The 23,409-nt window shown below is 52.0% G+C and carries 22 protein-coding genes; 8 read left to right on the forward strand and 14 right to left on the reverse strand.

The window, feature by feature from the left end; all coding sequences use genetic code 11:
- Positions 1 to 1,548 carry a threonine ammonia-lyase, biosynthetic gene (gene ilvA, locus P9J57_RS01095; protein WP_014604779.1) on the forward strand — a complete coding sequence of 516 codons (1,548 nt, stop codon included), beginning with the start codon at positions 1 to 3 and terminating at the stop codon, positions 1,546 to 1,548.
- Here the strand turns inward: ilvA and ilvY are convergent, their stop codons facing one another.
- Positions 1,549 to 2,430, reverse strand: coding sequence for an HTH-type transcriptional activator IlvY (gene ilvY / locus P9J57_RS01100; protein ID WP_013027661.1), 882 nt, complete (start codon positions 2,428 to 2,430; stop codon positions 1,549 to 1,551).
- A 161-nt stretch (positions 2,431 to 2,591) separates the two neighbouring features.
- Between ilvY and ilvC the strand changes: the two genes are divergently transcribed.
- The gene (gene ilvC / locus P9J57_RS01105) at positions 2,592 to 4,067 is read left to right on the forward strand and encodes a ketol-acid reductoisomerase (protein WP_013027660.1); all 1,476 of its coding nucleotides are present in this window, start codon (positions 2,592 to 2,594) and stop codon (positions 4,065 to 4,067) included.
- Between the two features lie 118 nt (positions 4,068 to 4,185).
- Here ilvC and P9J57_RS01110 read toward each other — a convergent pair whose 3' ends face one another.
- From P9J57_RS01110 to P9J57_RS01135, 6 genes are read right to left on the reverse strand one after another with little or no spacing between them, the layout of a single operon-like run.
- Positions 4,186 to 5,427 carry an MFS transporter gene (locus tag P9J57_RS01110; protein ID WP_013027659.1) on the reverse strand — a complete coding sequence of 414 codons (1,242 nt, stop codon included), beginning with the start codon at positions 5,425 to 5,427 and terminating at the stop codon, positions 4,186 to 4,188.
- Positions 5,428 to 5,473: 46 nt separating this feature from the next.
- Positions 5,474 to 6,730: an ATP-grasp domain-containing protein gene (locus P9J57_RS01115; protein WP_014594865.1), complete on the reverse strand. Its 1,257-nt coding sequence runs from the start codon at positions 6,728 to 6,730 to the stop codon at positions 5,474 to 5,476.
- A gap of 48 nt (positions 6,731 to 6,778) precedes the next feature.
- Positions 6,779 to 7,513 carry an SDR family NAD(P)-dependent oxidoreductase gene (locus tag P9J57_RS01120; protein ID WP_013027657.1) on the reverse strand — a complete coding sequence of 245 codons (735 nt, stop codon included), beginning with the start codon at positions 7,511 to 7,513 and terminating at the stop codon, positions 6,779 to 6,781.
- A complete protein-coding gene (gene hilB / locus P9J57_RS01125) occupies positions 7,501 to 8,244 on the reverse strand; it encodes a 3(1)-hydroxy-L-isoleucine 4-dioxygenase HilB (RefSeq protein ID WP_116584964.1) in 744 nt (247 codons plus the stop codon). Before hilB ends, P9J57_RS01120 begins: the two co-directional genes overlap by 13 nt.
- A 47-nt stretch (positions 8,245 to 8,291) precedes the next feature.
- The gene (hilA, locus tag P9J57_RS01130) at positions 8,292 to 9,182 is read right to left on the reverse strand and encodes an L-isoleucine 3(1)-dioxygenase (RefSeq protein ID WP_014594863.1); all 891 of its coding nucleotides are present in this window, start codon (positions 9,180 to 9,182) and stop codon (positions 8,292 to 8,294) included.
- Between the two features lie 29 nt (positions 9,183 to 9,211).
- Positions 9,212 to 10,183, reverse strand: a complete 972-nt coding sequence (locus P9J57_RS01135) for an amino acid ABC transporter substrate-binding protein (protein WP_014594862.1) — start codon at positions 10,181 to 10,183, stop codon at positions 9,212 to 9,214.
- 118 nt (positions 10,184 to 10,301) lie between these two features.
- Here P9J57_RS01135 and P9J57_RS01140 point away from each other — a divergent pair, with 118 nt between their 5' ends.
- Positions 10,302 to 11,213, forward strand: coding sequence for a LysR family transcriptional regulator (locus tag P9J57_RS01140; protein WP_013027653.1), 912 nt, complete (start codon positions 10,302 to 10,304; stop codon positions 11,211 to 11,213).
- A gap of 64 nt (positions 11,214 to 11,277) precedes the next feature.
- Here P9J57_RS01140 and P9J57_RS01145 read toward each other — a convergent pair whose 3' ends face one another.
- From P9J57_RS01145 to P9J57_RS01155, 3 genes are all read right to left on the reverse strand, one after another.
- Positions 11,278 to 12,609 (reverse strand): MFS transporter, encoded by a 1,332-nt coding sequence (locus P9J57_RS01145; protein ID WP_013027652.1) that lies wholly within the window; start codon positions 12,607 to 12,609, stop codon positions 11,278 to 11,280.
- Positions 12,610 to 12,886: 277 nt separating this feature from the next.
- Complete coding sequence (gene yhjD / locus P9J57_RS01150) at positions 12,887 to 13,906, reverse strand: inner membrane protein YhjD (RefSeq protein WP_014594860.1); 1,020 nt, start codon at positions 13,904 to 13,906, stop codon at positions 12,887 to 12,889.
- 38 nt (positions 13,907 to 13,944) lie between these two features.
- The gene (locus P9J57_RS01155) at positions 13,945 to 14,844 is read right to left on the reverse strand and encodes a LysR family transcriptional regulator (RefSeq protein ID WP_013027650.1); all 900 of its coding nucleotides are present in this window, start codon (positions 14,842 to 14,844) and stop codon (positions 13,945 to 13,947) included.
- A 115-nt stretch (positions 14,845 to 14,959) separates the two neighbouring features.
- Between P9J57_RS01155 and P9J57_RS01160 the strand changes: the two genes are divergently transcribed.
- Positions 14,960 to 15,718: an SDR family NAD(P)-dependent oxidoreductase gene (locus tag P9J57_RS01160; RefSeq protein WP_019106339.1), complete on the forward strand. Its 759-nt coding sequence runs from the start codon at positions 14,960 to 14,962 to the stop codon at positions 15,716 to 15,718.
- A 19-nt stretch (positions 15,719 to 15,737) separates the two neighbouring features.
- Here P9J57_RS01160 and P9J57_RS01165 read toward each other — a convergent pair whose 3' ends face one another.
- Entirely contained in the window at positions 15,738 to 16,586 is an 849-nt protein-coding gene (locus P9J57_RS01165) for a PhzF family phenazine biosynthesis protein (RefSeq protein WP_014594858.1), read from the reverse strand.
- Between the two features lie 105 nt (positions 16,587 to 16,691).
- On the opposite strand from P9J57_RS01165, the gene P9J57_RS01170 reads away from it, so the two are divergent.
- Complete coding sequence (locus P9J57_RS01170; RefSeq protein WP_014604785.1) at positions 16,692 to 17,315, forward strand: glutathione S-transferase family protein; 624 nt, start codon at positions 16,692 to 16,694, stop codon at positions 17,313 to 17,315.
- Here P9J57_RS01170 and P9J57_RS01175 read toward each other — a convergent pair.
- Positions 17,282 to 18,772, reverse strand: a complete 1,491-nt coding sequence (locus P9J57_RS01175) for an aminotransferase-like domain-containing protein (protein ID WP_019106340.1) — start codon at positions 18,770 to 18,772, stop codon at positions 17,282 to 17,284. The two genes, P9J57_RS01170 and P9J57_RS01175, sit on opposite strands and share 34 nt — an antisense overlap.
- 134 nt (positions 18,773 to 18,906) lie before the next feature.
- Here P9J57_RS01175 and P9J57_RS01180 point away from each other — a divergent pair, with 134 nt between their 5' ends.
- The gene (locus P9J57_RS01180) at positions 18,907 to 19,494 is read left to right on the forward strand and encodes a LysE family translocator (protein WP_019106341.1); all 588 of its coding nucleotides are present in this window, start codon (positions 18,907 to 18,909) and stop codon (positions 19,492 to 19,494) included.
- 108 nt (positions 19,495 to 19,602) lie between these two features.
- On the opposite strand, the gene mqo is transcribed toward P9J57_RS01180, so the two are convergent.
- Both mqo and P9J57_RS01190 read right to left on the reverse strand, forming a co-directional pair.
- The gene (gene mqo / locus P9J57_RS01185; protein WP_105079953.1) at positions 19,603 to 21,216 is read right to left on the reverse strand and encodes a malate dehydrogenase (quinone); all 1,614 of its coding nucleotides are present in this window, start codon (positions 21,214 to 21,216) and stop codon (positions 19,603 to 19,605) included.
- A 622-nt stretch (positions 21,217 to 21,838) separates the two neighbouring features.
- The gene (locus P9J57_RS01190) at positions 21,839 to 22,081 is read right to left on the reverse strand and encodes a DUF1158 family protein (RefSeq protein WP_013027643.1); all 243 of its coding nucleotides are present in this window, start codon (positions 22,079 to 22,081) and stop codon (positions 21,839 to 21,841) included.
- A gap of 305 nt (positions 22,082 to 22,386) precedes the next feature.
- Here P9J57_RS01190 and mntP point away from each other — a divergent pair, with 305 nt between their 5' ends.
- Both mntP and azuC read left to right on the forward strand, forming a co-directional pair.
- The gene (gene mntP / locus P9J57_RS01195; protein ID WP_024472222.1) at positions 22,387 to 22,959 is read left to right on the forward strand and encodes a manganese efflux pump MntP; all 573 of its coding nucleotides are present in this window, start codon (positions 22,387 to 22,389) and stop codon (positions 22,957 to 22,959) included.
- A gap of 109 nt (positions 22,960 to 23,068) precedes the next feature.
- The gene (azuC, locus tag P9J57_RS01200; protein WP_112900613.1) at positions 23,069 to 23,146 is read left to right on the forward strand and encodes a stress response protein AzuC; all 78 of its coding nucleotides are present in this window, start codon (positions 23,069 to 23,071) and stop codon (positions 23,144 to 23,146) included.
- Positions 23,147 to 23,409: the final 263 nt, after the last annotated feature.

Consider the following 23,409-nt stretch of genomic DNA (forward strand, 5'->3'; position numbering starts at 1 on the left):
ATGGCTGAGGCTCAACCGCTACCCGAGGCGCCCTGCGGCGCCGAGTATTTGCGCGCTGTATTGCGTTCACCGGTATACGAAGTGGCACAGGTTACCCCACTGCAGAAGATGGAAAAAATCTCTGCGCGACTGGGCAATACCATTCTGGTCAAGCGAGAAGATCGCCAGCCGGTGCACAGTTTTAAACTGCGCGGTGCTTACGCGATGATTGCCGGACTTAACGAAGAGCAGAAAGCACGCGGCGTCGTCACCGCGTCTGCGGGTAACCATGCTCAGGGCGTTGCCTTATCCGCCACGAAGCTGGGCATCAAGTCGCTGATCGTGATGCCGCTTGCCACTGCCGACATTAAGGTGGATGCCGTGCGTGCATTTGGCGGAGAAGCCTTTCTGTTTGGTGCCAACTTTGATGAGGCAAAAGCTAAAGCTATCGAGTTAGCGACGCAGCAGGGTTACACCTTTGTCCCACCGTTTGACCATCCGGCGGTTATTGCCGGACAGGGTACGCTGGCGATGGAACTGCTGCAGCAGGACGCCCATCTCGATCGGGTCTTTGTCCCGGTGGGCGGCGGCGGTCTGGCTGCCGGTGTGGCCGTCCTGATCAAACAGCTGATGCCGCAAATCAAAGTGATTGCCGTAGAGTCAGAGGATTCAGCCTGCCTGAAGGCAGCGCTGGACGCCGGTGAGCCGGTAGATTTACCGCGCGTGGGATTATTTGCCGAAGGTGTGGCGGTGAAACGCATCGGTAATGAAACCTTCCGCCTGTGTCAGGAATTTCTCGACGATATCGTCACCGTGGACAGCGATGCGATCTGCGCGGCCATGAAAGATCTGTTTGAAGATGTGCGCGCCGTGGCGGAGCCTTCAGGGGCGCTGGCGCTGGCAGGCATGAAGAAATACGTTCAGCAGCATGACATCAAAGGCGAGCGCCTGGCGCACGTGTTGTCGGGTGCTAACGTTAACTTCCATGGCTTGCGCTATGTTTCTGAACGCTGCGAGCTGGGTGAACAACGTGAAGCGCTTCTGGCCGTCACCATACCGGAACAGCAGGGCAGTTTCCTGAAGTTCTGCCAGACGCTGGGTGGTCGCTCGATTACCGAATTCAACTATCGCTATGCCGACACCGACAAAGCCTGCATCTTTGTGGGGGTGCGCCTGACGCGCGGGATGGAAGAGCGAGCAGAGATCATTAGTCAGTTAACGGAAAACGGCTATCAGGTGGTGGATCTGTCTGACGATGAGATGGCGAAGCTGCATGTGCGTTACATGGTGGGCGGACGGCCTTCCAAGCCGCTGCGTGAGCGTTTGTTTAGCTTTGAATTCCCGGAAGCGCCCGGTGCGTTGCTCAAATTTCTGCAAACGCTGGGCACGCACTGGAATATCTCGTTGTTCCATTACCGCAGCCACGGCACGGATTATGGTCGGGTGCTCACGGCGTTTGAGCTCGGCAGCGATGAGCCACGTTTTGAAGAGCACCTTACCGACCTGGGCTATGATTTCCACGACGAAACCCATAACCCGGCGTTCCGCTTTTTCCTGGCCGGTCAGTAACTACAACTGATGCCAGAACGCACTGATAAGCGGCTCCCCGAGCCGCTTTTTTTGTACGCAAACTCCCAGCTCCAGTGGTGCAACGGACTCCACGTTCTCCAGCGGTAACACCCGGTTACGTACCGGCTCAGGGCTGTTTTCCAGCACCACATCCGGCAACAGGGCAATGCCACAGCCAAGCGCCACCATGGAAACGATCGCTTCATGGCCCGCAACCGTGGCGTAAATCAACGGGTTAACAATGCGGTGACGACGAAACCACAGCTCAATGGCCCGACGAACCGGCCCCTGCTCGGGCAAAATAAACGGAATCTGCGTCCAGTCAGGTGCCTCTTCCGTTGCCTGACTGCGTACCGGGCAGGGCAGCGCAGGCGCAATCAGCCCCAGCGGCAGCAGCCCCAGCGTGGTGAAGTCGATGCTGGCCGGTAGCGACTCAGGCCGGCCCGCGATAGCCAGGTCTGCATTGCCCGACTGCACCGTTTCAATCGCATCCGCCGCATCGCCGGTGGTGAGTTTGATTTCGACCTGAGGATGCTCGGCGCGAAAGCGATCCAGAATAGGGGGCAGATGGCTGTACGCGGCGGTCACCGAGCAAAACAGGCGCAGTTCACCACTAAGTGAAGGACCATTGAGATCCATAGCATGGCGCAATTGTTGATACTGCAGTAAGGTTTGTTGGGCAAACAGCTTAAGTCTTTCGCCCGCTTCGGTGAGCGCCACGGTGCGGTTATCGCGCAGAAATAAGGCGTGGCCCACATCCTCTTCCAGGCGTTGGATCTGGCGCGACAGCGTGGAAGGGCTGACGTGCATGGCGCGTGCGGTGCGGCCAAAATGGCAGCTTTCTGCCAGATGCAAAAACAATTTGAGATCGCGTAAATCCATAGGGGGTCCACCTCAGGACGGCATTGCAATTATTGCAATGTAACGTTGTTAATATATCAATTTAAGCAACAGAAATCCTGTCATATGATGGGGTCATTCGCGGCGCTGAACCTTATGCCGTCATCAGACAAAAGCAAACACAACATTTAACCGGAGTACCCATGGCTAATTACTTCAATACACTGAATCTGCGCAACCAGTTAGCGCAACTGGGCAAATGTCGTTTTATGGGGCGTGACGAATTCGCGGATGGCGCCAGCTTCCTGAAAGGCAAAAAGATTGTGATTGTGGGCTGTGGTGCTCAGGGTCTGAATCAGGGCCTGAACATGCGTGATTCGGGTCTGGATGTGTCCTATACGCTGCGTGCAGAAGCCATCGCTGAAAAACGTGCCTCATTCCGTAAAGCGACAGAAAATGGTTTTAAAGTTGGCACTTACGAAGAACTGATTCCACAGGCGGACCTGGTGGTCAACCTGACGCCGGACAAACAGCACTCCGCCGTTGTTCAGGCTGTACAGCCACTGATGAAAGACGGTGCCGCGCTGGGCTATTCACATGGTTTCAACATTGTTGAAGTGGGCGAAACCATCCGTAAAGACATCACCGTCGTGATGGTTGCGCCGAAGTGCCCCGGCACCGAAGTGCGTGAAGAATACAAGCGTGGTTTCGGTGTTCCGACGCTGATCGCGGTTCACCCGGAAAACGATCCAAAAGGTGAAGGCATGGCGATCGCCAAAGCCTGGGCTTCTGCCACCGGTGGCGACCGTGCTGGCGTGCTGGAATCCTCTTTCGTTGCGGAAGTGAAATCTGACCTGATGGGTGAGCAGACCATTCTATGCGGCATGCTGCAGGCCGGTTCTCTGCTGTGCTTCGACAAGCTGGTGGCAGAAGGTCACGATGCGGCATACACCGAAAAACTGATTCAGTTTGGCTGGGAAACCATCACCGAATCCCTGAAGTTTGGTGGCATTACGCTGATGATGGATCGCCTGTCGAATCCGGCCAAACTGCGTGCTTACGCGCTGTCTGAGCAGCTGAAAGGCATCATGGCCCCTCTGTTCCAGAAGCACATGGATGACATCATTTCCGGCGATTTCTCTGCGGGCATGATGGCCGACTGGGCTAACGACGATAAGAAACTGCTGACCTGGCGCGAAGAGACCGGTAAAACCGCGTTCGAAACCGCACCTCAGTTCGATGGCAAAATCGAAGAGCAGGAGTATTACGATAAAGGCGTTGTCATGGTTGCGATGGTCAAAGCGGGCGTTGAGCTGGCATTTGAAACGATGGTTGATGCAGGCATCATCGAAGAGTCGGCTTACTACGAATCGCTGCATGAGCTGCCGCTGATTGCCAACACCATTGCCCGTAAGCGCCTGTACGAAATGAACGTGGTGATTTCTGATACCGCTGAGTACGGTAACTATCTGTTCTCCTTCGCGGCCGTTCCACTGCTGAAAGAGTTCATGACCACGCTGCAGCCGGGCGATCTGGGCAAAGCCATTGAAGGCACTCAGGTGGATAACGCACAGCTGCGCGACGTTAACGAAGCCGTTCGTCAGCATCCTATCGAGCAGGTAGGCCGCAAACTGCGTGGCTACATGACGGATATGAAACGCATCGCGGTTGCGGGCTAAGCCGCACCGCCACTGTTTTCAGCAAAACAGCACATGCAAAAAGGGCGCAGCCATCTGGCTGCGCCCTTTTTATGTATTAAGCCTGCGGCTTGTTATGAAAATTCAGGTATGAAAAAAGTTAACAGGATGGCTCTGACACGATCACTGGGGGTAATAAACTTTTATAGCCAAAGACACGGCGCCCGAAGAAAATCAAAAGCAAGCCAAACACTAATGCGGCAACCAGAATAATGCTAATGATTTGCAGCGGCATAAAATGCCCGGACAGCAGCGATACCACAGCCCCACTCGCCGGTACTGAACACATGTTCATCAAGCCAATAATTCCCATGGTTTTCCCTAAATGTTCTTTAGGAATGACCTGGCTTCTCAACGTGCGCAAATAAACACTGAATGCACCGTCAAAAGCCATCAGCACAGCATAGCCTGCCAGATACATTGCGTAATCAACGGACAGCGACATTATGGCACCCGCAAGAATCATGGCGCAAAACGAAAATGTTCCCAACGTGGACAAACCAAAGCGGCTGGCAAACCTGGGAACAAAGAAGAATGCCACGATAGTGACGAGAGCTGCTGTTGTCTGCAAGGCGCCAAAGTAGCGATCGGACAGGTTGAACTCTTTTAAAATGACCGCTGCGCTCACGACCAGCGCCGCGCCGTAAACCAGATTCACGACCCAGGTCAGGGCGCAAAGATGCAGCAGTATTTTGTTTTTCTTGAGCACGTGCAATGCCGTTCGGTTAGATGCCAGTAAGGTATGAAACCCTAGCTTTTCTGTCACCTCTAGATCGTGTGTTTCCAAAAAAAGATAATTAATAGCCGAAATGGCAAACAGAACAGCTGCGACGATCAAAATGCTGTCGATGCCGCCCCACGAAGAAATCGCAACCGCGATAGCAGGCCCCAATACCATAGTGATTTGATCGACGCCCTGGAGCATGGAGTGGGCTTTCGGCAAGGCTTCACTGGACAAATGACGAGGCAAGAGGGCATCCGTGGCCACAAAGTTGAGTACATAGGCTACAGACAACAAAGCCATCATCGCGGCCAGGGCCGGAAAAGTTGACCCCGGATACCAGTAAAGAAGGGCGAAGACGGCCCCCATCAGTAAGGCACGAAGAGCATCGACATTGAAAAAGATGAAACGGGGCTTGATGCGGTCAGCCATAAATCCCGATAACGGGAAGAAAATAATGCGTGGCAGCCATTCAATGACAAAGGCCAGGGATGAAAGCGTAAGCGACCCTGTCGCCTTGAGAATAGCCAGAGGAACAGCAAACAGTAAGAACTGATCGCACAACGCGCCGACAAAACGGGAAAAAACGAAGCGCTTTAAACCGAAGTTTTCAGCAGACATAAGGGTACTCCTGCTTGAAAGCCGCTTTGCAGCGGCTCAAAAATAATTACGCCTGGCGTAAGGTAAAGAGCGTAGTCGCCAGGTCATCCGCTGTGCGTAGATGCTCATTAAAACCGGTTTCCGGTTTCCGGCTGGGCCAAAAAAACTCTACCGATCCCTCACGTGTTTTCCAGGACTCGAGCTTCTTCGATGTATCCAGCGGTTTTGCGGTGATCTGCATATTCACAATGTGATCAGGAAGGCTGGCAGGAAGCGTCACTTTCTCAATTGTGCCGACAGGCGCTTTTATAAAGGCCACTGCACTCAGGCCTTTCGGCACTAAAGGTTCTGCAAGGGGTTTAAGCGCGTTTAAATGGCTTGCTACATGCAGCTCATAAGGATTAATGCCATAGCTCCGTTCAACCAGATCCATAATCGTGTCGCCGCCGGTGCGGGCACCCACTTCAATGATTTTGATCTCTCCGGCGGGGGTAATTCGCGCTTCAAAATGCGCCACGCCATAATGAATGCCCAGGGCATGACAGGCGCGCTCCGCGATATCCCGCAACTGTGGGTTACTGGCATGAACGGAAGGGACACTGTGCCCCACTTCAACAAAATGAGGTTCCTCGCCCAGGTATTTATCCGTTACCGCAATAGCTTTGTGGTAGTCACCTTGATTTATTACCTCGACGCTGACTTCCTGAAGGGAGGGAACGTACTCTTCCACCTGGAACAGGTCTTCGGGAGCATAGGATTCACCGTTAAGTGAGATGACGTCAGCCACACTTCTGGCAAAGCTCGGTTCAATCTCCTCTTCACGGGTAATCTTCAGAACACCAAGACTACCTGCCATTTCACGGGGCTTAATAACGACAGGCAGCCCAATATCACGAATATGGTGTCTGAGTTCTTCCAGCGTACTGAATGCGGCAAAACGTGGCACCGGTAATCCGGCCTTCTCCAGCAGTTGCTTCATGACAAACTTGTCACGGCAATTATGAATAGTCTGACGACTATTGCCATGAAGCTGATAATGTTCAGCCACCAGACTGGCGGCGCGGACAGTGAAATCATTCATGGGGATAGCCGCGGCGGGTTTGCATCCGGTTGAGGCTTCATGGGCTTTTACTGCATCCAATACGGCGTTTTCATCGGCGACATCACCTGACAAATAGCCGTCAAAAAATTTGATTGCGGCATTGGTACGATTTTTTGCCATGGTGAGCACCTGCATTCCGCCTGCTGCGCGCAGTGCACCTGCTAATACACGTTCACGAAGGGAAAACTCACCGCCTAAAATTAATATATAACGCTTATCCATGTTGCTTCTCCTGCAAAGAGGTTGGGCCGTTTATCTGACCCAAGAAAGTTAAAGATCTTTTCCCAGCGTCCAGCCACCATCGATGACCAGTGTTGAACCTGTGACAAAACGATTCTCCGGGGCGGTCAGATAAAGTGCCGCTTCGGCAACGTCACCTGTCTCACCCAGTACCGGTAAAAACTGGCCACGCTTAATTTTTTCAAGCTGCGAGTCATCGTGGTAATAAGACTCCGTCAGTGGCGTACGAATAACGCCGGGCGCAATCGCATTGACACGAATACCGTGTTTGCCGTATTCGAGTGCCAGTTGTTTCGTCAGTCCAATGACGGCATGTTTCGATGAGACATAAGCCGTTCGATCAGGCTCGCCCATCAATCCTGAAACGGAGGCCAAATTAACCATATTTCCGGGGCGGTTCTGGTTTACCAACTGTTGGCAAAAAGCACGACCTGCTATAAAACTGGCTGTCACGTTAAGGGCAAAAACGGATTCCCACTGCGCCAGCGTTAAATCCGCGATACTGCAAATTTCACGCGTACCGGCACAGTTAATCAGAACATTATTAGCCTCGCCGTACTCCAGAGTTTCGAAAAGTGCAGCCAGGCTGACTGAGTCAGTCACGTCCAGCTGATGATGGCGATAGGCTGACGTATCGTTAAATTCCGATGATGAACGATCGATACCCTCAACCTGATAACCTTTGTCCAGGAAAGCCTTGACCAGCGCGCGGCCAATTCCGCTGGATGCCCCCGTGATAATGGCTTTAAGCTTCAGACCGGACATGCTGTCTTCTCCTCGTTTTTCTGAAACGTGATCAGAATGATGTCGCGTTGAGCAGGGCCACTGTTTTCACGTGCGCCAACGGGAGTGACGGCATGAAGTTTGTCGTGATTAACCACTAAGGTGTCAAAAAGCTGTTCCAGACGCAGCACGCGATCAATGCTGCGAGGATGGCTGGCAATCAGACTGTCTCCGCCCAGCATATTCGGTGAGGCATTAATCATATGCACAAACACCACGTCTTCATCGTCTTTATGCAGCCAGACGGGCGAGCTATAAGCAGGCTCATTTTCCGTGGCCTGATAACGAAAAAAATGAATGCCAATGGTCAGGCTGTCGACAGGGCCAATGCTTTCATAAGCGTCTACTAACGATAAATCATCGTGCAACAGCGTTTGAAACAGACGATTGCGGGTGATCGCTTCAGGCAATAGCGGATAATCGCGAACAATATCACCAGTATCAGGATTAAAAGCTTTTGTTTGTTTATAAGGGTTGAATTTTCCAAAGGTTAATTCGCCCTTTTCATTTTTTTTGCATTGAGCATAACCGCGCCAGCGGTTTCCTGGCGAATAAGGATCAAGAAGTAAATTCTCATAGCCTTTTTTTAATTCTTCCAGCTCATCTAAGAAATCTTCTTTATTCGAAAACTGCATGGCTTCAGTTGAACGATAATAATCACCGGGAATAAAGGCATAGCCTTGCCTGGAGAGATGCGTTGCATATTCCATCATTTATTTATCTCTGCATTAAAAGGATAGTTTTAAATACATTCCATAAGCTATGTCCAGTAAACCACCTTACGGTCATTCAGTTTTCCAATAAATCGTCCAGCAGTAAGTCGGCTTCCTTCACTTACACTGCTTACGCCGTGTAAGTGACAAGCATTCATAAAGTAAAGATCGCCAGCATTAAGCTGAACAGAAAGGGATTCGGTTTCATTTAACAGATGGGGTGGATAAGGATAACCTGTTCGTGTTACGCCAAGTGTTTCACGGCACACCTGGTCGGGAATGAGATTCCAGATTTTAAGTTGGCCACCACCCTGCGCAGCTTCCAGACAAACATTATAGGCTGTTACAGTTTGAGTATTCGCAATCTCAAAGCCGTCTTCTTTTGCAAAGTCAACCTGTGCCATATCTTCATGTGGCATAAGTGACATCACACCGTTATCAAGCCAGCGACGAAAGGTTGCAAAACAGGCATAGCCGTTTTTGAATCGTGCCGGACCAAAATGAATACCTCGTTCTAAAAATTCTTTTTCCAGCGTCAGGTTGAGGAAAAGTGATTCACTATCTTCTGCGCTGGTTGCTTTCATCAGGTCGGCGACGCTTTGGTTCACACGATTGACCTCATGAATATATTGTTCACCATTACGCGAAAACTGCGTTGCACCGATCTGATTGGTTAAAACAAAGCCATCGTCAGCGCGATTCCCTCCACTTTGGGTGACCCTGTAATCAAAGTTTTTTGCAAGTTTTTCGCACACGGCTTTTGATGCGTAATTACGAATAACATATAAAACATTGCCATGATGATGGCCGTTAAGAATAATGTTTTTAACAATGGAGAAGTTAATAACGCCATCTGTTGATTCCAGATAGCCAAAGTTTGTTTTTTTTGAACCCGTTAATATTGTTTGCGTAGGTTCTAAGGTCAGTAAATCAGTCATAATGTTTCCATGCCATTGAATTTAAGAAATCAAATAAAAAGAGGTGACCAGAGCATTCCGCCTTCCGCCCAAGGTTTATTGTCGCGGCGCTGTTGTTTTAATTCTGAGTTTTTACCCAGGTTACGCTCAAAAATCTCACCATAGTTGCCAATTTTACGTATTATCTCTCTAATAAAGTCAGGTTGTAGACCGAGTTGCGAACACAAATTCACATCGGGATAGAGAAACGTTTTTAAATAACCCTCAGGATTATCACTTTTTTCTAAAATGTTTTTTTGGGTAATACCCAGATTCTCAGCTTCAATCAGTGCGCGCATAACCCATTTTGTCGCAATATACCACTGTGAATCACTGGCGCTAACGGCGGGTGCCATTGCCTCAAGTGAAATGCGATCGTCCAGGATAAGATGTTGGCTGCTGTCTGTTAACTGGTGATGTTCACCCGCTAGCAGATAACCATCCAGACAGTAGATATCACATTCTCCTGATTCGTAGGCTTGCCTCGCTTGCTGCGGAGAGTCAAATAGCAGAATCTCACAGGGCAGGTTAAGTTCATCAAAATAGCGAGTGAGGTTCTCTTCAGTTGTTGAGCCACGCATCGCAGCAATACGACGCTGACGAGTGAACCTGGCTTGTGGCGTTTCTTCAGTGAGGTTACTGCGCGGAGTCATCAGCACTTCCCCATCAAACAACATCGGATGTAGGAAATTAATGCCGTACTCCGCTTCGCGCTGAAAGGTCACGCTAGCGTTAAAGGTGCCAAGATCGATGACGCCATCACGTAGGGCCTGGAAGCGATCAGCCGATTGCAAAGGTATAAAATGGATTTTGCCGCCGTCTCCCAGTACGCTGATAGCCACAGCGCGTGCCAAATCAATATCAAATCCATTCCAGCTGTTGTTGAGGGGGTCGCGCTGCGAAAGGCCTTTAAAACCTAAACTCACACCAACATTTAATACGTCATGTTGTTCAATGCGTTTGATTACTGCATGTTCAAACATAGCTAGCCTGTAATTAAAGTATTAAGAATAATAAGGTTTCACGGATGTAAACCTCTGTTGAACATCATACTGTTCAGTGCTAGCTTGGCTAGATAGTTGAGATGCAAAAGAGCTGTGCGTGAAGAACATAAATGAATTAACGGAAGTCTTGCCTGGATTGGTTTTGTTTGTTCAGGTGGTTGAAAGTGGTAGCTTTTCCTCAGCTGCCAGAGCGCTATCCATGACGCCGTCTTCAGTGAGTCGTATGATAGACAGGTTGGAAAAAAGGCTAAATGTTTTACTCTTTACCCGCTCGACGCGCGCGCTCGCTGTGACCGAGGCCGGGCAGGAAATATATCACCAGGCTTTATCAGTTATCGCCGCAACTAAATCCCTGTTTTCTCAGGCAGACAGTTACAGCGATGTCCCTAAGGGGTTACTGCGTATTACTGCGCCGACAACGCTTGGGAAGATTTTACTGACGCCGTTCCTGCCTGGTTTTCTGCGACGCTATGCTGAAATCAATATTGAGCTCAATCTCACTGACCATCTGATTAATCTCACGCATGAGTCGTACGACCTGGCATTGCGCGTCACGGATACGCCACCCATCAATATGGTAGCGCGGGCATTAATGCCTGTTGACTATGTTTTAGTATGTGCAGAGCACTACGATCAAAGGCTGCCTGATATGCCGGGCGACCTCAAACAGCATAATATTTTCTTCCCTGACGACGCACAGTTTCGCGGTGAATGGCGTTTCTGGTTAAACGACACGATGGAGAGCGTTACACTTACGCCCCGGCTGATGATAAATAACAGTGATGCCATGATCGATGCGATATTGCAGGGTGTGGGTATTGCGTTAATCCCCACCTTTATTGCAAATGGTTATTTGCTCAACGGGCAGTTACGCCGCGTGTTACCAGACTGGCGGATTGAAAATACGCTCTCAATGACCACTTACGCCATTACCTTACCCAACCGTCTGTTACCACTAAAAACCCGTGTCTTTATCGACGATTTTATGGCCTGGCTTAAAGCGAAATAGCGTGATCGGAAACGATAAAAAACCCGGCCTGAGCCGGGTTGAGTGTCTTTAACGTTATCGGGTATCACACTTCATACAGCGTTTGATGCCGGGTTTCTTTGCAGGCAATCAGTGCAATCAGCGTCAGAAAAGCCATGGAAGCCAGGTACAATCCGACAGCATATAGGCCATAGTGCGCGTTCAGCCAGGTCGCAATATAGGGCGCAACCGACGCACCTAAAATCGACGACAGATTATAGGAGAAGGATGCGCCGGTATAACGCACTTCCGTCGGGAACAGCTCAGGCAGCAGCGCACCCATCGGGCCAAACGTCAGCCCCATAATGCTCAAGCCCAGCAGCAGGAACGCCATCACCAGCGCCTGAGAGCCGGATCCCAGCATGGCCGGAAACAGGAATGAAAAGCCAATAATCATCAGCGTAATGACGATCATGGTTTTACGGCGACCAAAGCGGTCAGCAAGCAGGCCCGCAATCGGCACCATCACGCCAAATCCAATCACCGCCATCATCAGCATCCACAGCATACTGTTACGGGATATCCCCAGTCCGGCTGGCGCGGCGGCGGTGCCGTAACTCATTGAGTAAACGGTCATGATGTAAAACAGCGTATAGGTGGCAAGCATGATAAAGGTGCCAAGTATCGTTGCCGTCAGATGTTTGCTCAGGAGCGAGGCAATCGGCACACGTACCTGTTTCTTCTCTTTCTGTACTTTGGCGAATACCGGGCTTTCATGCAGCGATACGCGTACGTACAGACCAATCAAGACCAGTACGGCAGACAGAACAAAAGGGACGCGCCAGCCCCATTGCATAAATTGCTCATCGGTCAGCAGCCAGGAGAGCAGTAGAAAGGTGCCGTTGGCAAAGAAAAAGCCAATCGGTGCGCCCAACTGCGGGAAGGAGCCGTACAGCGCCCGCTTTTTGGCAGGTGCATTTTCCGTCGCCAGCAGGGCTGCGCCGCCCCACTCACCGCCCAGGCCCAACCCCTGACCAAAACGCGCCAGCGCCAACAGCAGCGGAGCCAGAACGCCAATGCTCTGGTAGCTGGGTAATAAACCGATAACCACGGTCGAGATCCCCATCGTCAGCAGTGAGGCAACCAAGGTGGCTTTACGGCCTACGCGATCGCCAAAGTGACCAAACAGGGCAGAGCCGATGGGACGGGCGATGAACGCAATCGCAAAGGTGGCCAGCGACTGCAACGTCGCGACGGTCGCATCACCCTGAGGAAAGAAGATATGAGGGAAAACGATGACGGCTGCGGTGGCATAAATATAGAAATCGAAGAATTCGATAGCGGTGCCAACCAGCGAGGCGATAACCACTTTACTTCGTGAGTTTACTGGCGTGGGATCGTTTTGCTGATCGAGCGGTTCTGAGATGGAGGCTTGCATAAATGTTTCTTATTTTTAATGACAGATAGGGAATCTTACGCACCTGTATAACGGCATTCAATGGCGGAAAGCCGCGTGGTTAGCGACGTTGCGCCGGCAAAAGTGGAAAATTTTTGTGATGTGTTAAATGCCGGAGAATGGCAGCGTTAAGTGACGCAAATATGGCGAGATACTCTAAGAAAGCGCTGAAGAAAAGTGACCCCTCAGTTATTCATCCTGTAAGTTGATGAATAAATAACCGGAGGGGGATATTTTACGCTGGTTTAACGCAGTATTGTCATTTGTGAGTGGTTAGCGCGCCTTTTTCCGGCATACGCGGATCGTCTTTGTATTTCGCGGTGGCAATCCATGCGGCGCAAAACAGCGTCAGACGAGCAAAGAAATAAAAGAAGGCCATTAATCCCAATACCGACCCAAATGCGGCACCTGAGGGCGAGGTGGCCAGTTTTGGTAAGGTCAGCGTCATGACAAACTTGATGATTTCGAAACCCACTGCCGCCAGCAGCGTACCGCGCAGCAGCGCCTTCTTACGGGGCTTATGGCGAGGCAAAATCCAGAAAATCCACAGGAACAACAAATAGTTTGCCATTACGGAAATCGAGGTCGCGATAATTGTCAGCGCAGGACGTAACCATTCGATGCCATCCAGACCTAACGCGCTCACGATCATCGCCTGGGCAGAGCCTGCGACAGAGGTTAACGACAGGGTAATGACCAGAGCCAGCATCAATCCTGTCAGCGATAAGAAGTCGCGAATATAGCGTTTCCAGATTTTCTCTTTATCGTCGGGCTGGCGTTCCCAGACGTCACGCGACTGAGCGCGAATCGCTTCCCGCAGGTTGCCCATCCAGTTCAGGCCCGAATATAGCGCCAACAGCAGACCCGTAATCCCCACGGTCGCGCGCTGTTGAATGGCCGTGTTGACGGTATTTTTCAAGGTCGTTGCCAGTGAGGGATCGCTGATGCTGCTGACGATTTTGTTGATGATATCGGTCAGCAGATCCTGATTCGATGCCAGCACAAAACCCACGGCGGCAAAGGACACCATTAAAATCGGGATTAATGATAAAAATGAAAAATAGGTAATGGCTGCGCCAAACTGGCTACCGAGACGATCGTTAAACCGGTCAAGCGCACGAATAAAATGGGCAACGGCGGGTATGGCCTGAAACCAGGTGGCAAAACGTGAAACCCGCACGATCGAACGATCGACAGACTTGTTACCTGTTTTGATATCAATCAGTGGTTTGGGTGACTGTGCGTCTTTTGCGTTGTCCTGTTCGTCTGTCATAGACATTCACTTCCTGTTAAACGTAAAAAACACATTATAGCCTCTCAGGTGACATACTCCTGAAGCACCTGACTTAACCACTCCATAAATACCCGAACGCGACGGGCGACGTTACGGCGATGGGGATAAAGTAAATGAATCGGCATCGGTTTTGCCGGGAAGGCATGCAGCACCTCCACCAACTCACCGCTTTCCAGATATTTGTGAATCCCCACGGTCGGCACCTGTATAATGCCCAGCCCCGCGAGGCAGGCCGCGCGATAGGTTTCGGTGCTGTTGACGGTGACAACCCCGCCGGTGTGCACATAGTGGCACTGCTTGCCATCGAAAAACTCAAAGCCCTGGGCAGGCTGGCCGAGCTGCTGACTGTAATGCACCATGGCATGCTGCGACAGCTCTTCAAGCCGAATCGGCCGGCCAAAACGTGAAAGATAGCCAGGGCTGGCGCAGTTAATTAAGGTGTGGGTGCCGATACGGCGGGCGATGAGGCCCGAATCCTTCAGCTCGCCAACGCGGATCACGCAGTCAAACCCTTCGCGGATAACGTCAACCTGGCGATCGTTGCTGCTGAGCTCGATTTCAACGCCGGGATAATGCTGCAAAAATTCTGGCAGGCGGGGCAGGATCAGATCGGTCGCCATCGCGGCGGACATATCCACCCGTAGCTTACCGCTTAAAGTGGCGGGATCGTGCTGGAACAGGCTATCCATATCACTAATCATCGACAGCAAATCCAGACAGCGGTCGTAATAAACTAAGCCATCCTGGGTAAGTTGCACCCGACGAGTGGTGCGGTGCAAAAGACGCGTTCCCATCTGATTTTCCAGCGCCTGAATTTGTCGCGAGACGCTTCCTTTTGGCAGCCCAAGACTTTCTGCTGCTGCCGTAAAACTGCCCATCTCTGCAACTCTGACGAAAACCTGCATTGCATGAATTTTATCCATATGGCCTGCCGATTGTTGTTGTAAGTGGAACAGTGCTGCTCGTTCTTAAGCGTTTATAGAACAATTATTAAAGAATATCTTCAACCTGTGTTCAATTTTGCAACAGGAAATCAACATGAATAGTAAAATCGTCTTGATCACGGGCGCTAATCGCGGTTTAGGCCGGAATGCAGCGGTAAAACTGGCGGCTAAGGGCCGGGATATCATTCTGACCTACCGCAGTCATCAACATGAAGCGCAGGACGTGGTAAGGGAAATTGAAAGCGCAGGCGGCCGCGCAGTGGCGCTCCAGCTGGATGTCGGCGACCTGAGCCAGTTTGATCGTTTCATGTCTGAAGTGAAAAATGCACTGCAACAGCACTGGCAGCGTGAGACATTTGATTATTTAGTGAACAATGCCGGCCATGGGCACTATAAACCTTTTATTGAGACCACCGAGGCTGAATTTGATGCGCTGATGAATGTGCATTTCAAGGGGCCTTACTTCCTGACTCAGACGCTATTGCCTGCGATAGCAGACGGCGGGCGCATTCTGAATATCTCCAGCGGATTAACCCGCCTGACGTACCCCGGTTCCGGAACCTATGCCTCAATGAAGGGCGCGATGGAAGTGCTGACGCGCTATCAGGCTAAAGAACTGGGCGAGCGGCGCATTCGCGTTAACATCCTGGCGCCGGGTGCCATTGAGACCGACTTTGGCGGCGGGCGCGTGCGTGATGATAAAACGGTCAATGACACTATCGCCGCATTAACCGCCCTGGGCCGGGTGGGCCTGCCAGACGATATCGGCGATGCCGTTTGCGCCATCCTCAGTGAGGAAACCAGCTGGATCACTGCGCAGCGTATCGAAGCATCGGGTGGTCAGGCGCTGTAATTTTAGGGCGGCTTCCGGGTTAGCGCCTGATGGTGCCCTCTATCACCGTCACGGTTTTCCCCCCGATCCAGATCGTATCGCCCTGATATTCCACCGTCACGCGTCCCTGTCGGTTTACCTGAGTACCCTGACGGACGCGATAATCCTGCGTTTTGCCCTGAGCGGCGAAGTAACGTGCCAGACAGGCATTGGCGCTGCCGGTGATCGGATCTTCGGTCAGGCTTCCATGCTCAATTATCAGGCCGCGAACCTCGTACTGTTCCGCTTCTCCTGCGGGCAGTGGGCCGAATGGCATAATGCCAGTGACGTTGGCGTGATGGACAAGCCGCTGTAAATCCGCAATATCAGGCTTAATTGCCAGGACCGCATCGGCACTGATCATCGGGATCAGCAGCCAGCGGATGCCCATATCGACCACCACGGCATCCTGCGCGGTATCGAGCGCATGGCTGTTGAGCGCCGCGCTGATAAGCGCATCATGAAACGGTGTTAAGGTGGCTTTTGGCGCGGCAAAGGCCAGCGTGCTGTCGTCGGCAATTTTTATCTTCACGTTGCCCACGCCGCATTCCTGAATTATTACCCCCGGCGTTTTTGTCTGGAAGCCCGCTTCCAGTAAAGCATGAGCGGTACCGAGCGTCGGATGGCCGGCAAAGGGCAGTTCGCCCTCTACGGTGAAGATACGCACGCGGTAGTCGGCCTGATTATCCTGCGGCGGCAGGACAAAGGTCGTTTCAGATAAGTTAGTCCAGCGTGCGATGGCCGCCATCTGGCTGTCGTCCAGACCTTGTGCATCCATGATGACGGCCAGGGGATTGCCGTTAAACGCGGCCGAAGTAAATACATCTACTTGTTTAAACGCAACGTGCATTTTGACTCCTTGTGAATGAGGTAAAGATGTTTTTTCTTGCTCCGGCAATTGCTTATGTCAGTTAACAGGGCTATGAATAAGTTAAGCAACTGGATGGAGCCTGCTATGTTAAAAATTCTTGGACGCGCCTCCTCAATCAACGTGCGCAAAGTACTTTGGCTGTGTGACGAACTGGACCTGCTCTACGAACGTGAAGAGTGGGGAGAAGGGTACAAATCCACGCACTCTCCTGAATTTATCGCGCTTAATCCTAACGCCATGATCCCGGTGTTGATTGATGAAGACCTGACGATGTGGGAGTCCAACGCCATTCTACGCTATCTGGCCACCGCCTACGGTGGCGACTGGCTCTATCCCGACAATCCGCGTGCGCGTGCGCCGGTGGATCAGTGGATGGACTGGCAGTCGACGGAACTTAACACCTCATGGCGCTATGCGTTTATGTCACTGGTGCGTAATTCGCCCGCCCATCAGGACCCAAGACTGTTGGCCGCCGCCTGTAAAGGCTGGTCCCACACCATGGGCATCCTCAATCAGCAGCTGGAACATACCGGTCGCTACGTTGCCGGGCGTAACTTCAGTCTGGCGGACATCCCTATTGGGCTGGCCGTTAACCGCTGGTTTGAAACGCCGCTTGACCATCCTGATTTACCGGCCGTGCGGACCTACTACGAACGCCTCACTGAACGGCATGGCTATACCATTTGGGGACGTAATGGCACGCCCTGATCCTGGCCCGGCGGCAGGCCAGCGAGTTCGCAGGCAACCGCCCCCGCGCGGATGATGGCGCGAACATAGCGCTGATCAAACGGATAGCAGCATGAGAGGCGCAATGCATGGTTATAGCGCTCGCTCAGCGAATACAGTGCACCTGGCGTGACACAAATCTGCTCTTTCAACAGACGGGTAAACATCTCTGTGGTATTCACATTGCCGGGCAGTTCGACCCAAAAAACGAAGCCGCCGCGCGGTAACGTAGCCCGGGTACCCTGAGGAAAATGCTGCGCAATCAAACCGCGCGCTTCATCCAGATTGCTGGCATAGCTACGGCGCAGGCTGCGCAGATGGTGGTCATAGCCTCCGTTGGCAAGAAATTCTGCCAGCGTTTCAGACAGCAGGGCCGATTCCGCCATGGATGACACGGCTTTAAGGCGTGCAATGGAATCATGAAAGCGGCCGGCTGCAATCCAGCCGATGCGAAAATCGGGTGCAACGGTTTTCGTGAAACTGGTGCAGTAGAGCACCCAGCCATGCTGATCGAATGACTTCACCGTAGGAGACAGCGGCCAGTCAAACTGCAACTCATCGTAAAGCCCGTCCTCAATCAAAGGAACGTTGTAAGTGTTCACTAACTTTGCGAGCCTTTTCTTGTCGGGCAACGACATTCCAAAGCCCAGCGGGTTCTGCGCAGAGGGCATGGCAACCAGCGCCTGAATACGCTTTTCCTGGAGCAGCATCTCAAGTGCATCCAGCGACAGGCCGCGCTGAGGATCGGTAGGAATCTCCAGTGCCTTTAGGCCCAGCGATGCCAGCAGGGGAAACAGGAAGAAATAGGTGGGGGATTCCAGACCGACACAATCACCCGGCCGGGTCACCGCCCTGAGTGCCAGCTGAAGTGCCTCCATGCAGCCATGGGTAAGGGTGATCTCATCGGCGGCGAGCGACTGGCCACTATGCAAGGCACGTCGCGCAATCTCCTCCCGTAAGCGCTCACTACCCGGCGGAAGCGCGTAGCGACCAATAAGTTGTGGATCGCGACGTAGCAGAGAGGCCGTAATGCGCGCCAGTCTGGCTGACGGAAACAGGTCACTGTCCTGCGGACAGGCCAGCGAAATATTGGTGTAATCCGGATGATTTTGTGCGGCGAAAACCTTATCAATCAAGTCCAGCTTCTCGTTGCCTGGATCGCGAACCACCCGGGCAGAGTGCTGGGCATCTCGCGTCACCACCGGCAGCACGCCGCGCACGTAGTAGCCCGATTGCGGGCGCGCCTCAATCAGACCGCGATTCTCCAGCAGCTGCCAGGCATTCAGCACGGTGTTCACGCTGACCTGATGTGACTGAGCAACGCGCCGGATGGCGGGTAAGCGCTTGCCCGGTTTTAGCGTGCCCTTGTGAATGGCCTCGGCAAAGCTGTCGGCCAGTTGCTGATAAAGCCTGTGCTCGGACTGAGTTTCAGGGGACACAATTGCCTCCGCAGGTAACAGGTACAGTTGGAATCAGTTCTGATTGTACCCATCAAAATAGCGATTTCTTGTCTCTGTTACCATAGCTTTTCTGATCGTAGCATGGTGTTCTCTCTTTCATCAGGAACGCCACTATGCTCGATCCTTCCTTCTTTAGTTATGTCACCGTGATGTCGATTACGCCGGGGCCAAATAATCTGTTGCTCGCCACTTCCGGTGTTAACTTTGGTATGCGCCGGACGTTACCGATGGTGTTTGGCATTTTGATTGGCTGTGCGCTACAAACCGTCATTGCGGGGCTGGCGCTGGAAGTCCTGCTGCACTGGATGGCATCTGTGCGTCTGCCGCTGACGCTGGTGGGATGTGGTTATTTGTTATGGCTGTCATGGAAAATATTTCGGGCGAATGCCCCCGAAGCGCGTGCAAAGCCGCAGCCCATGACCCTGGTGGGTGGGGCCTGTTTTCAGGCTATCAATCCAAAAGCCTGGTTAATGGCCAGCAACGTGGCACTGCTCTACAGCGCCAGCAGTGGCGTGCTGACCGTGATGGGGGCTTTTATGTTGCTCAATCTGCCGTGCATTTTATTGTGGGCTGCGCTGGGTGACCGCCTGCGCGGTCACCTGCAAATCAACTGGAAACGCCAGCTGTTTAACAGCCTGATGGCGCTGTCGTTAGTGGCGACCACGATCTGGATGCTGGTCGATGCCTTCAGGCTTCTCTAGTCCGGTGGGCCTGACGCGGTCGTCAAGGGCGACGTTTCGTTCTGGATTTCCGGCACATCATCGCCACGAATGCGCACGTAGCGATGATGTTTTGCGAGCTGCCGTGGGTTATTTGCCTATGACATAGGCGGTTTCACGGCCTTCATCGTTGGCAGCCACTGGCGTAACCGGCGTATATTTGAGCTGCAGGATACGGCTGGTTTCTGCCAGTACTTTTTCAGTCAGCGCCACATCGCCATTCAGCTTACGGCCCCAGGACGGCACCACGGCACGGATTTTATTTTGCCACTCCGGCGACGCCATCTGCTCCGGATAGACCTTATGCAGCAGCTCCAGCATAATCGGCGCGGCGGTCGAGGCACCTGGCGAGGCACCCAGCAACGCAGAGACAGAGCCGTCTTCGGACGACACCACTTCCGTGCCTAAACGCAGCACTGCGCCTTCTTTCTCATCTTTCTTGATGATTTGCACGCGCTGCCCGGCCGTCACCAGGCGCCAGTCTTCCTGTTTCGCCTGTGGCACATAAGCACGCAGTGCATCCATACGATCGCGGTCACTTTGCAGCACCTGATCCATCAGGTATTTCACCAGATCAAAGCTTTTCAGTCCGACCTTGATCATGGGCATTACGTTGGTGCTGTTGAGTGAGGCAAACATATCCAGCAGCGAGCCCTGCTTCAGGAATTTGGTCGAGAAGGTCGCAAAGGGACCAAACAGCAGCACCTGCTTGCCGTTCAGCACACGCGTATCGACATGGGGCACGGACATCGGTGGCGCGCCCACGCTGGCTTTGCCATAGACTTTCGCCATGTGCTGTTTTACGACGTCTGGATTCTCGGTGACCAGGAAGGAACCGCCAACCGGGAAGCCCGCATAGCCGTTGGCTTCCGGAATGCCGGCTTTCTGCAGCAGCGGCAGCGCCGCACCGCCCGCGCCAATAAAGATCTTTCCAGCCGTCAACGTGCGGCGTGTACCCTCTTTCATGCAGACGAGCGTCACCTGCCAGCGGCCATCATTAAGGCGGGTAATCTCGCGCACTTCCTGATGCATCCGTAAACGGAAGTTGGCTTTTTGCTCCAGGGAAGCAATCAGCTGGCGCGTTACTTCACCGAAATCGACGTCGGTACCCATGTCTGTCCAGGTTGCTGCCACTTTCTGATTCGACGCACGGCCTTTCATGACCAGCGGAATCCACTGTGCGATTTGTTGCGGATCTTCAGAGTAAGCCATGCCGCGGAACAGCGTGCTTTTCTGTAAGGCAGTAAAGCGCTTGCGCAGGAACGAGACATTATCATCGCCCCAGACAAAGCTCATGTGCGGAGTACTGTGAATAAAGCTTTTCGGCGTATGCAGGTTGCCTTTCTGAACGTGATAAGCCCAGAACTGGCGAGAAATTTGGAATGACTCGTTAATCGCAACGGCTTTGGCGATATCGATACTGCCATCGGCTCGCTGAGGCGTATAGTTCAACTCGGCCAGCGCCGCATGGCCTGTACCCGCGTTGTTCCAGCCATTTGAAGACTCTTCCGCTACGTGTCCCAGCCGCTCCACCATTTCGATGGACCAGTCAGGTTCCAGATCCTGAAGCCAGGTTCCTAACGTAGCACTCATGACGCCTGCGCCAATAAGCAGTACATCAACGTCTTTACGCTCCTGCGCCCTGGTGGTGTCCTTTCCGCTAACACTCATCATGAGCGCAAGATTTACAGCTGATTTGCACATGAGGCGACATCTCCTCTTCTGTTGACCTGAAGCTCAACAGCGTTGCAGGCGAAATAGTCACGCTTCTGATGAGCGCGTTGCGCTATTTCCGGGTTAAGACTCAGGTATGGGTTAAAGCGACGATAACGAGTTAACTCAACGTTATGCTTTGTTGCCCAAATATAACATTCTCGTATCGGATTTAAACATTTGTTTATTTTTTAAATGCAGAAATGATTCAGCATAAGAAATAATCATAATGCCTGGCTGGGTATAAGGGAGATTTTTCTTTTAACTCAGTGAGTTAAGTTAAAATGGATGTTGCGAGATTGCCTCTTTATGGTGCAGGGTGAAAATGTCACCCAAGGGAAGGAATAATTTAAACTTATGAAAAATGGCGTTTATTTAATTTTATTCTTTGAGGTGAATTTTTAATCGTTGGTGTATCTGGCCCATTTGTGTAAAACAAATGTTACATTTTTGTGACCTCAGGAGTTGCCCCATGCAGGATGCCAGCACGGTTGCGACGCCTCAGGAAATACGCGTGACAGCGCAATTTTAAGATTTTCTTCAGAACAGAAAACCGGCCAGGGCCAACCGCCCGGCAGCCCTGTATCCAGGCCGCTTTTGCAGGACAGCGTTGTCACACCTTGAACCAGCGACGCCAGACAAAGCGGATAACAAAAAACTCCAGCGCGCCCAGCACCAGGAACCACAGGCAGAACACCAGGGTGTACAGCTGGCTCAGATCCTGTAAATGAAACAGCTGCTGCAAATGCTGCGCCACCGTCAGGCTAAAAGCCGGTGCGGGTAGCAGCAGGGCAGACAGAAAGCCCAGCAGTAAAATGCCACCGGGAAGGATTAAGGACTCGAAAGGGTTATTCATGAGCAGTGTTCTCTGTTTATCAGCCGGACATTTTCCGGTATTCCGTGCAGAGGTTCAATCATGCTCTGCCGCTACCTGTCATTCCCGGAGGAAAGCTGTCGAGAAAAGGCTTAAATGACATTAACTTAGCGGCATTCATAGCGACTGTTATGAGTTATAGCCTTTGCTATACTTAAATCCCTGATTTTATTGTCTTTTTATATCTATTATCGCGTGATAGACTGCGCGCACTTTTTAAATAACCGAGCAAATTGTGTGATGGATTTAGCATGAAGCCGTGCTTTTTCATCCCAAGTGAACGAATCATGACCTTTATTGCCACGCTTATTCTTGCTTTTGGAATGTCAATGGACGCGTTTGCCGCCGCACTGGGCAAAGGTGCAACCTTGCATCGTCCTGGCCTGAAGGAAGCCGTGCGGACCGGTCTGATTTTCGGTTGTATCGAAGCCCTGACGCCGCTTATCGGTTGGGCGCTGGGCCTGGCAGCCAGCCAGTACGTAGCGGCATGGGATCACTGGATTGCCTTTTTCCTGCTGGCCTTTCTTGGCGCGCGTATGATGATGGAAGGCTTCCGCAAAACAGCCACAGAGCCTTGTGAAGCACCGCAGAGTCACGGCTTCATGGTACTGGCCACCACGGCGGTCGCAACCAGTCTTGATGCCCTGGCCGTCGGGGTTGGACTGGCGTTCCTGCAGGTAAATATCGTGACCACGGCCCTGACTATCGGTGCGGCAACCACCGTAATGGCCACCACCGGCGTGCTGATTGGGCGTTTTATCGGACCGGTGTTGGGCAAATGGGCTGAAGTGCTGGGCGGCCTGGTCCTGATTGCTATTGGGTCAACCATTCTTGCAGAGCACCTGGCCCTGTTTCAGTAACGCAGTTAAAAGTGAATTTTGTGATCTGGTTCAAAATTTATTGATGCTTTAAACAGCAGGAGCTATACTTTTGCTGTAGATATTCAACAAAATTTTAACCGGATGATGTATGAAACGTTTTTTTAAGTACGTGTTCCACGCTTATGTCGAAACCTTTAAACACGTACCGCCAGGCGCGCTGAACTAAGCGCCCACCGAATACCCTCGATAGTCGCGGTCAGGGATTGACCGGTGATTATCACCTCGTTATCTCGCCCCCCCTTTTGATTGTCCCCTGTCATAACGACACCCTTATCTGCGTGACCTTCCTGACATCCTCCTGTTGACACAACGTGATACATCTGGACATCCGATGTGCCAAACGAGGTACGATTTTCATCGCTATTTTTGCTACTCTGCGCGCCAATTTCTTGTAAAACATGCGGTTATAACCCGTAATCATCATGAGGC

Source organism: Pantoea sp. nfd-35 (assembly GCF_056892255.1).

Excerpts from the sequence above, each read along its gene's own strand:
- P9J57_RS01110 (WP_013027659.1), bottom strand. The coding sequence starts at position 5,427 with ATGTCTGCTGAAAACTTCGGTTTAAAGCGCTTCGTTTTTTCCCGTTTT.
- P9J57_RS01155 (WP_013027650.1), bottom strand. The coding sequence starts at position 14,844 with ATGGATAAAATTCATGCAATGCAGGTTTTCGTCAGAGTTGCAGAGATG.
- ilvA (WP_014604779.1), top strand. The coding sequence starts at position 1 with ATGGCTGAGGCTCAACCGCTACCCGAGGCGCCCTGCGGCGCCGAGTAT.
- P9J57_RS01115 (WP_014594865.1), bottom strand. The coding sequence starts at position 6,730 with ATGGATAAGCGTTATATATTAATTTTAGGCGGTGAGTTTTCCCTTCGT.
- P9J57_RS01145 (WP_013027652.1), bottom strand. The coding sequence starts at position 12,609 with ATGCAAGCCTCCATCTCAGAACCGCTCGATCAGCAAAACGATCCCACG.
- hilB (WP_116584964.1), bottom strand. The coding sequence starts at position 8,244 with ATGATGGAATATGCAACGCATCTCTCCAGGCAAGGCTATGCCTTTATT.
- P9J57_RS01190 (WP_013027643.1), bottom strand. The coding sequence starts at position 22,081 with ATGAATAACCCTTTCGAGTCCTTAATCCTTCCCGGTGGCATTTTACTG.
- P9J57_RS01170 (WP_014604785.1), top strand. The coding sequence starts at position 16,692 with ATGTTAAAAATTCTTGGACGCGCCTCCTCAATCAACGTGCGCAAAGTA.
- P9J57_RS01120 (WP_013027657.1), bottom strand. The coding sequence starts at position 7,513 with ATGTCCGGTCTGAAGCTTAAAGCCATTATCACGGGGGCATCCAGCGGA.
- yhjD (WP_014594860.1), bottom strand. The coding sequence starts at position 13,906 with ATGTCTATGACAGACGAACAGGACAACGCAAAAGACGCACAGTCACCC.
- P9J57_RS01135 (WP_014594862.1), bottom strand. The coding sequence starts at position 10,183 with ATGTTTGAACATGCAGTAATCAAACGCATTGAACAACATGACGTATTA.
- mqo (WP_105079953.1), bottom strand. The coding sequence starts at position 21,216 with ATGTGCAAATCAGCTGTAAATCTTGCGCTCATGATGAGTGTTAGCGGA.
- mntP (WP_024472222.1), top strand. The coding sequence starts at position 22,387 with ATGACCTTTATTGCCACGCTTATTCTTGCTTTTGGAATGTCAATGGAC.
- P9J57_RS01165 (WP_014594858.1), bottom strand. The coding sequence starts at position 16,586 with ATGCACGTTGCGTTTAAACAAGTAGATGTATTTACTTCGGCCGCGTTT.
- hilA (WP_014594863.1), bottom strand. The coding sequence starts at position 9,182 with ATGACTGATTTACTGACCTTAGAACCTACGCAAACAATATTAACGGGT.
- ilvY (WP_013027661.1), bottom strand. The coding sequence starts at position 2,430 with ATGGATTTACGCGATCTCAAATTGTTTTTGCATCTGGCAGAAAGCTGC.
- P9J57_RS01180 (WP_019106341.1), top strand. The coding sequence starts at position 18,907 with ATGCTCGATCCTTCCTTCTTTAGTTATGTCACCGTGATGTCGATTACG.
- P9J57_RS01160 (WP_019106339.1), top strand. The coding sequence starts at position 14,960 with ATGAATAGTAAAATCGTCTTGATCACGGGCGCTAATCGCGGTTTAGGC.
- ilvC (WP_013027660.1), top strand. The coding sequence starts at position 2,592 with ATGGCTAATTACTTCAATACACTGAATCTGCGCAACCAGTTAGCGCAA.
- azuC (WP_112900613.1), top strand. The coding sequence starts at position 23,069 with ATGAAACGTTTTTTTAAGTACGTGTTCCACGCTTATGTCGAAACCTTT.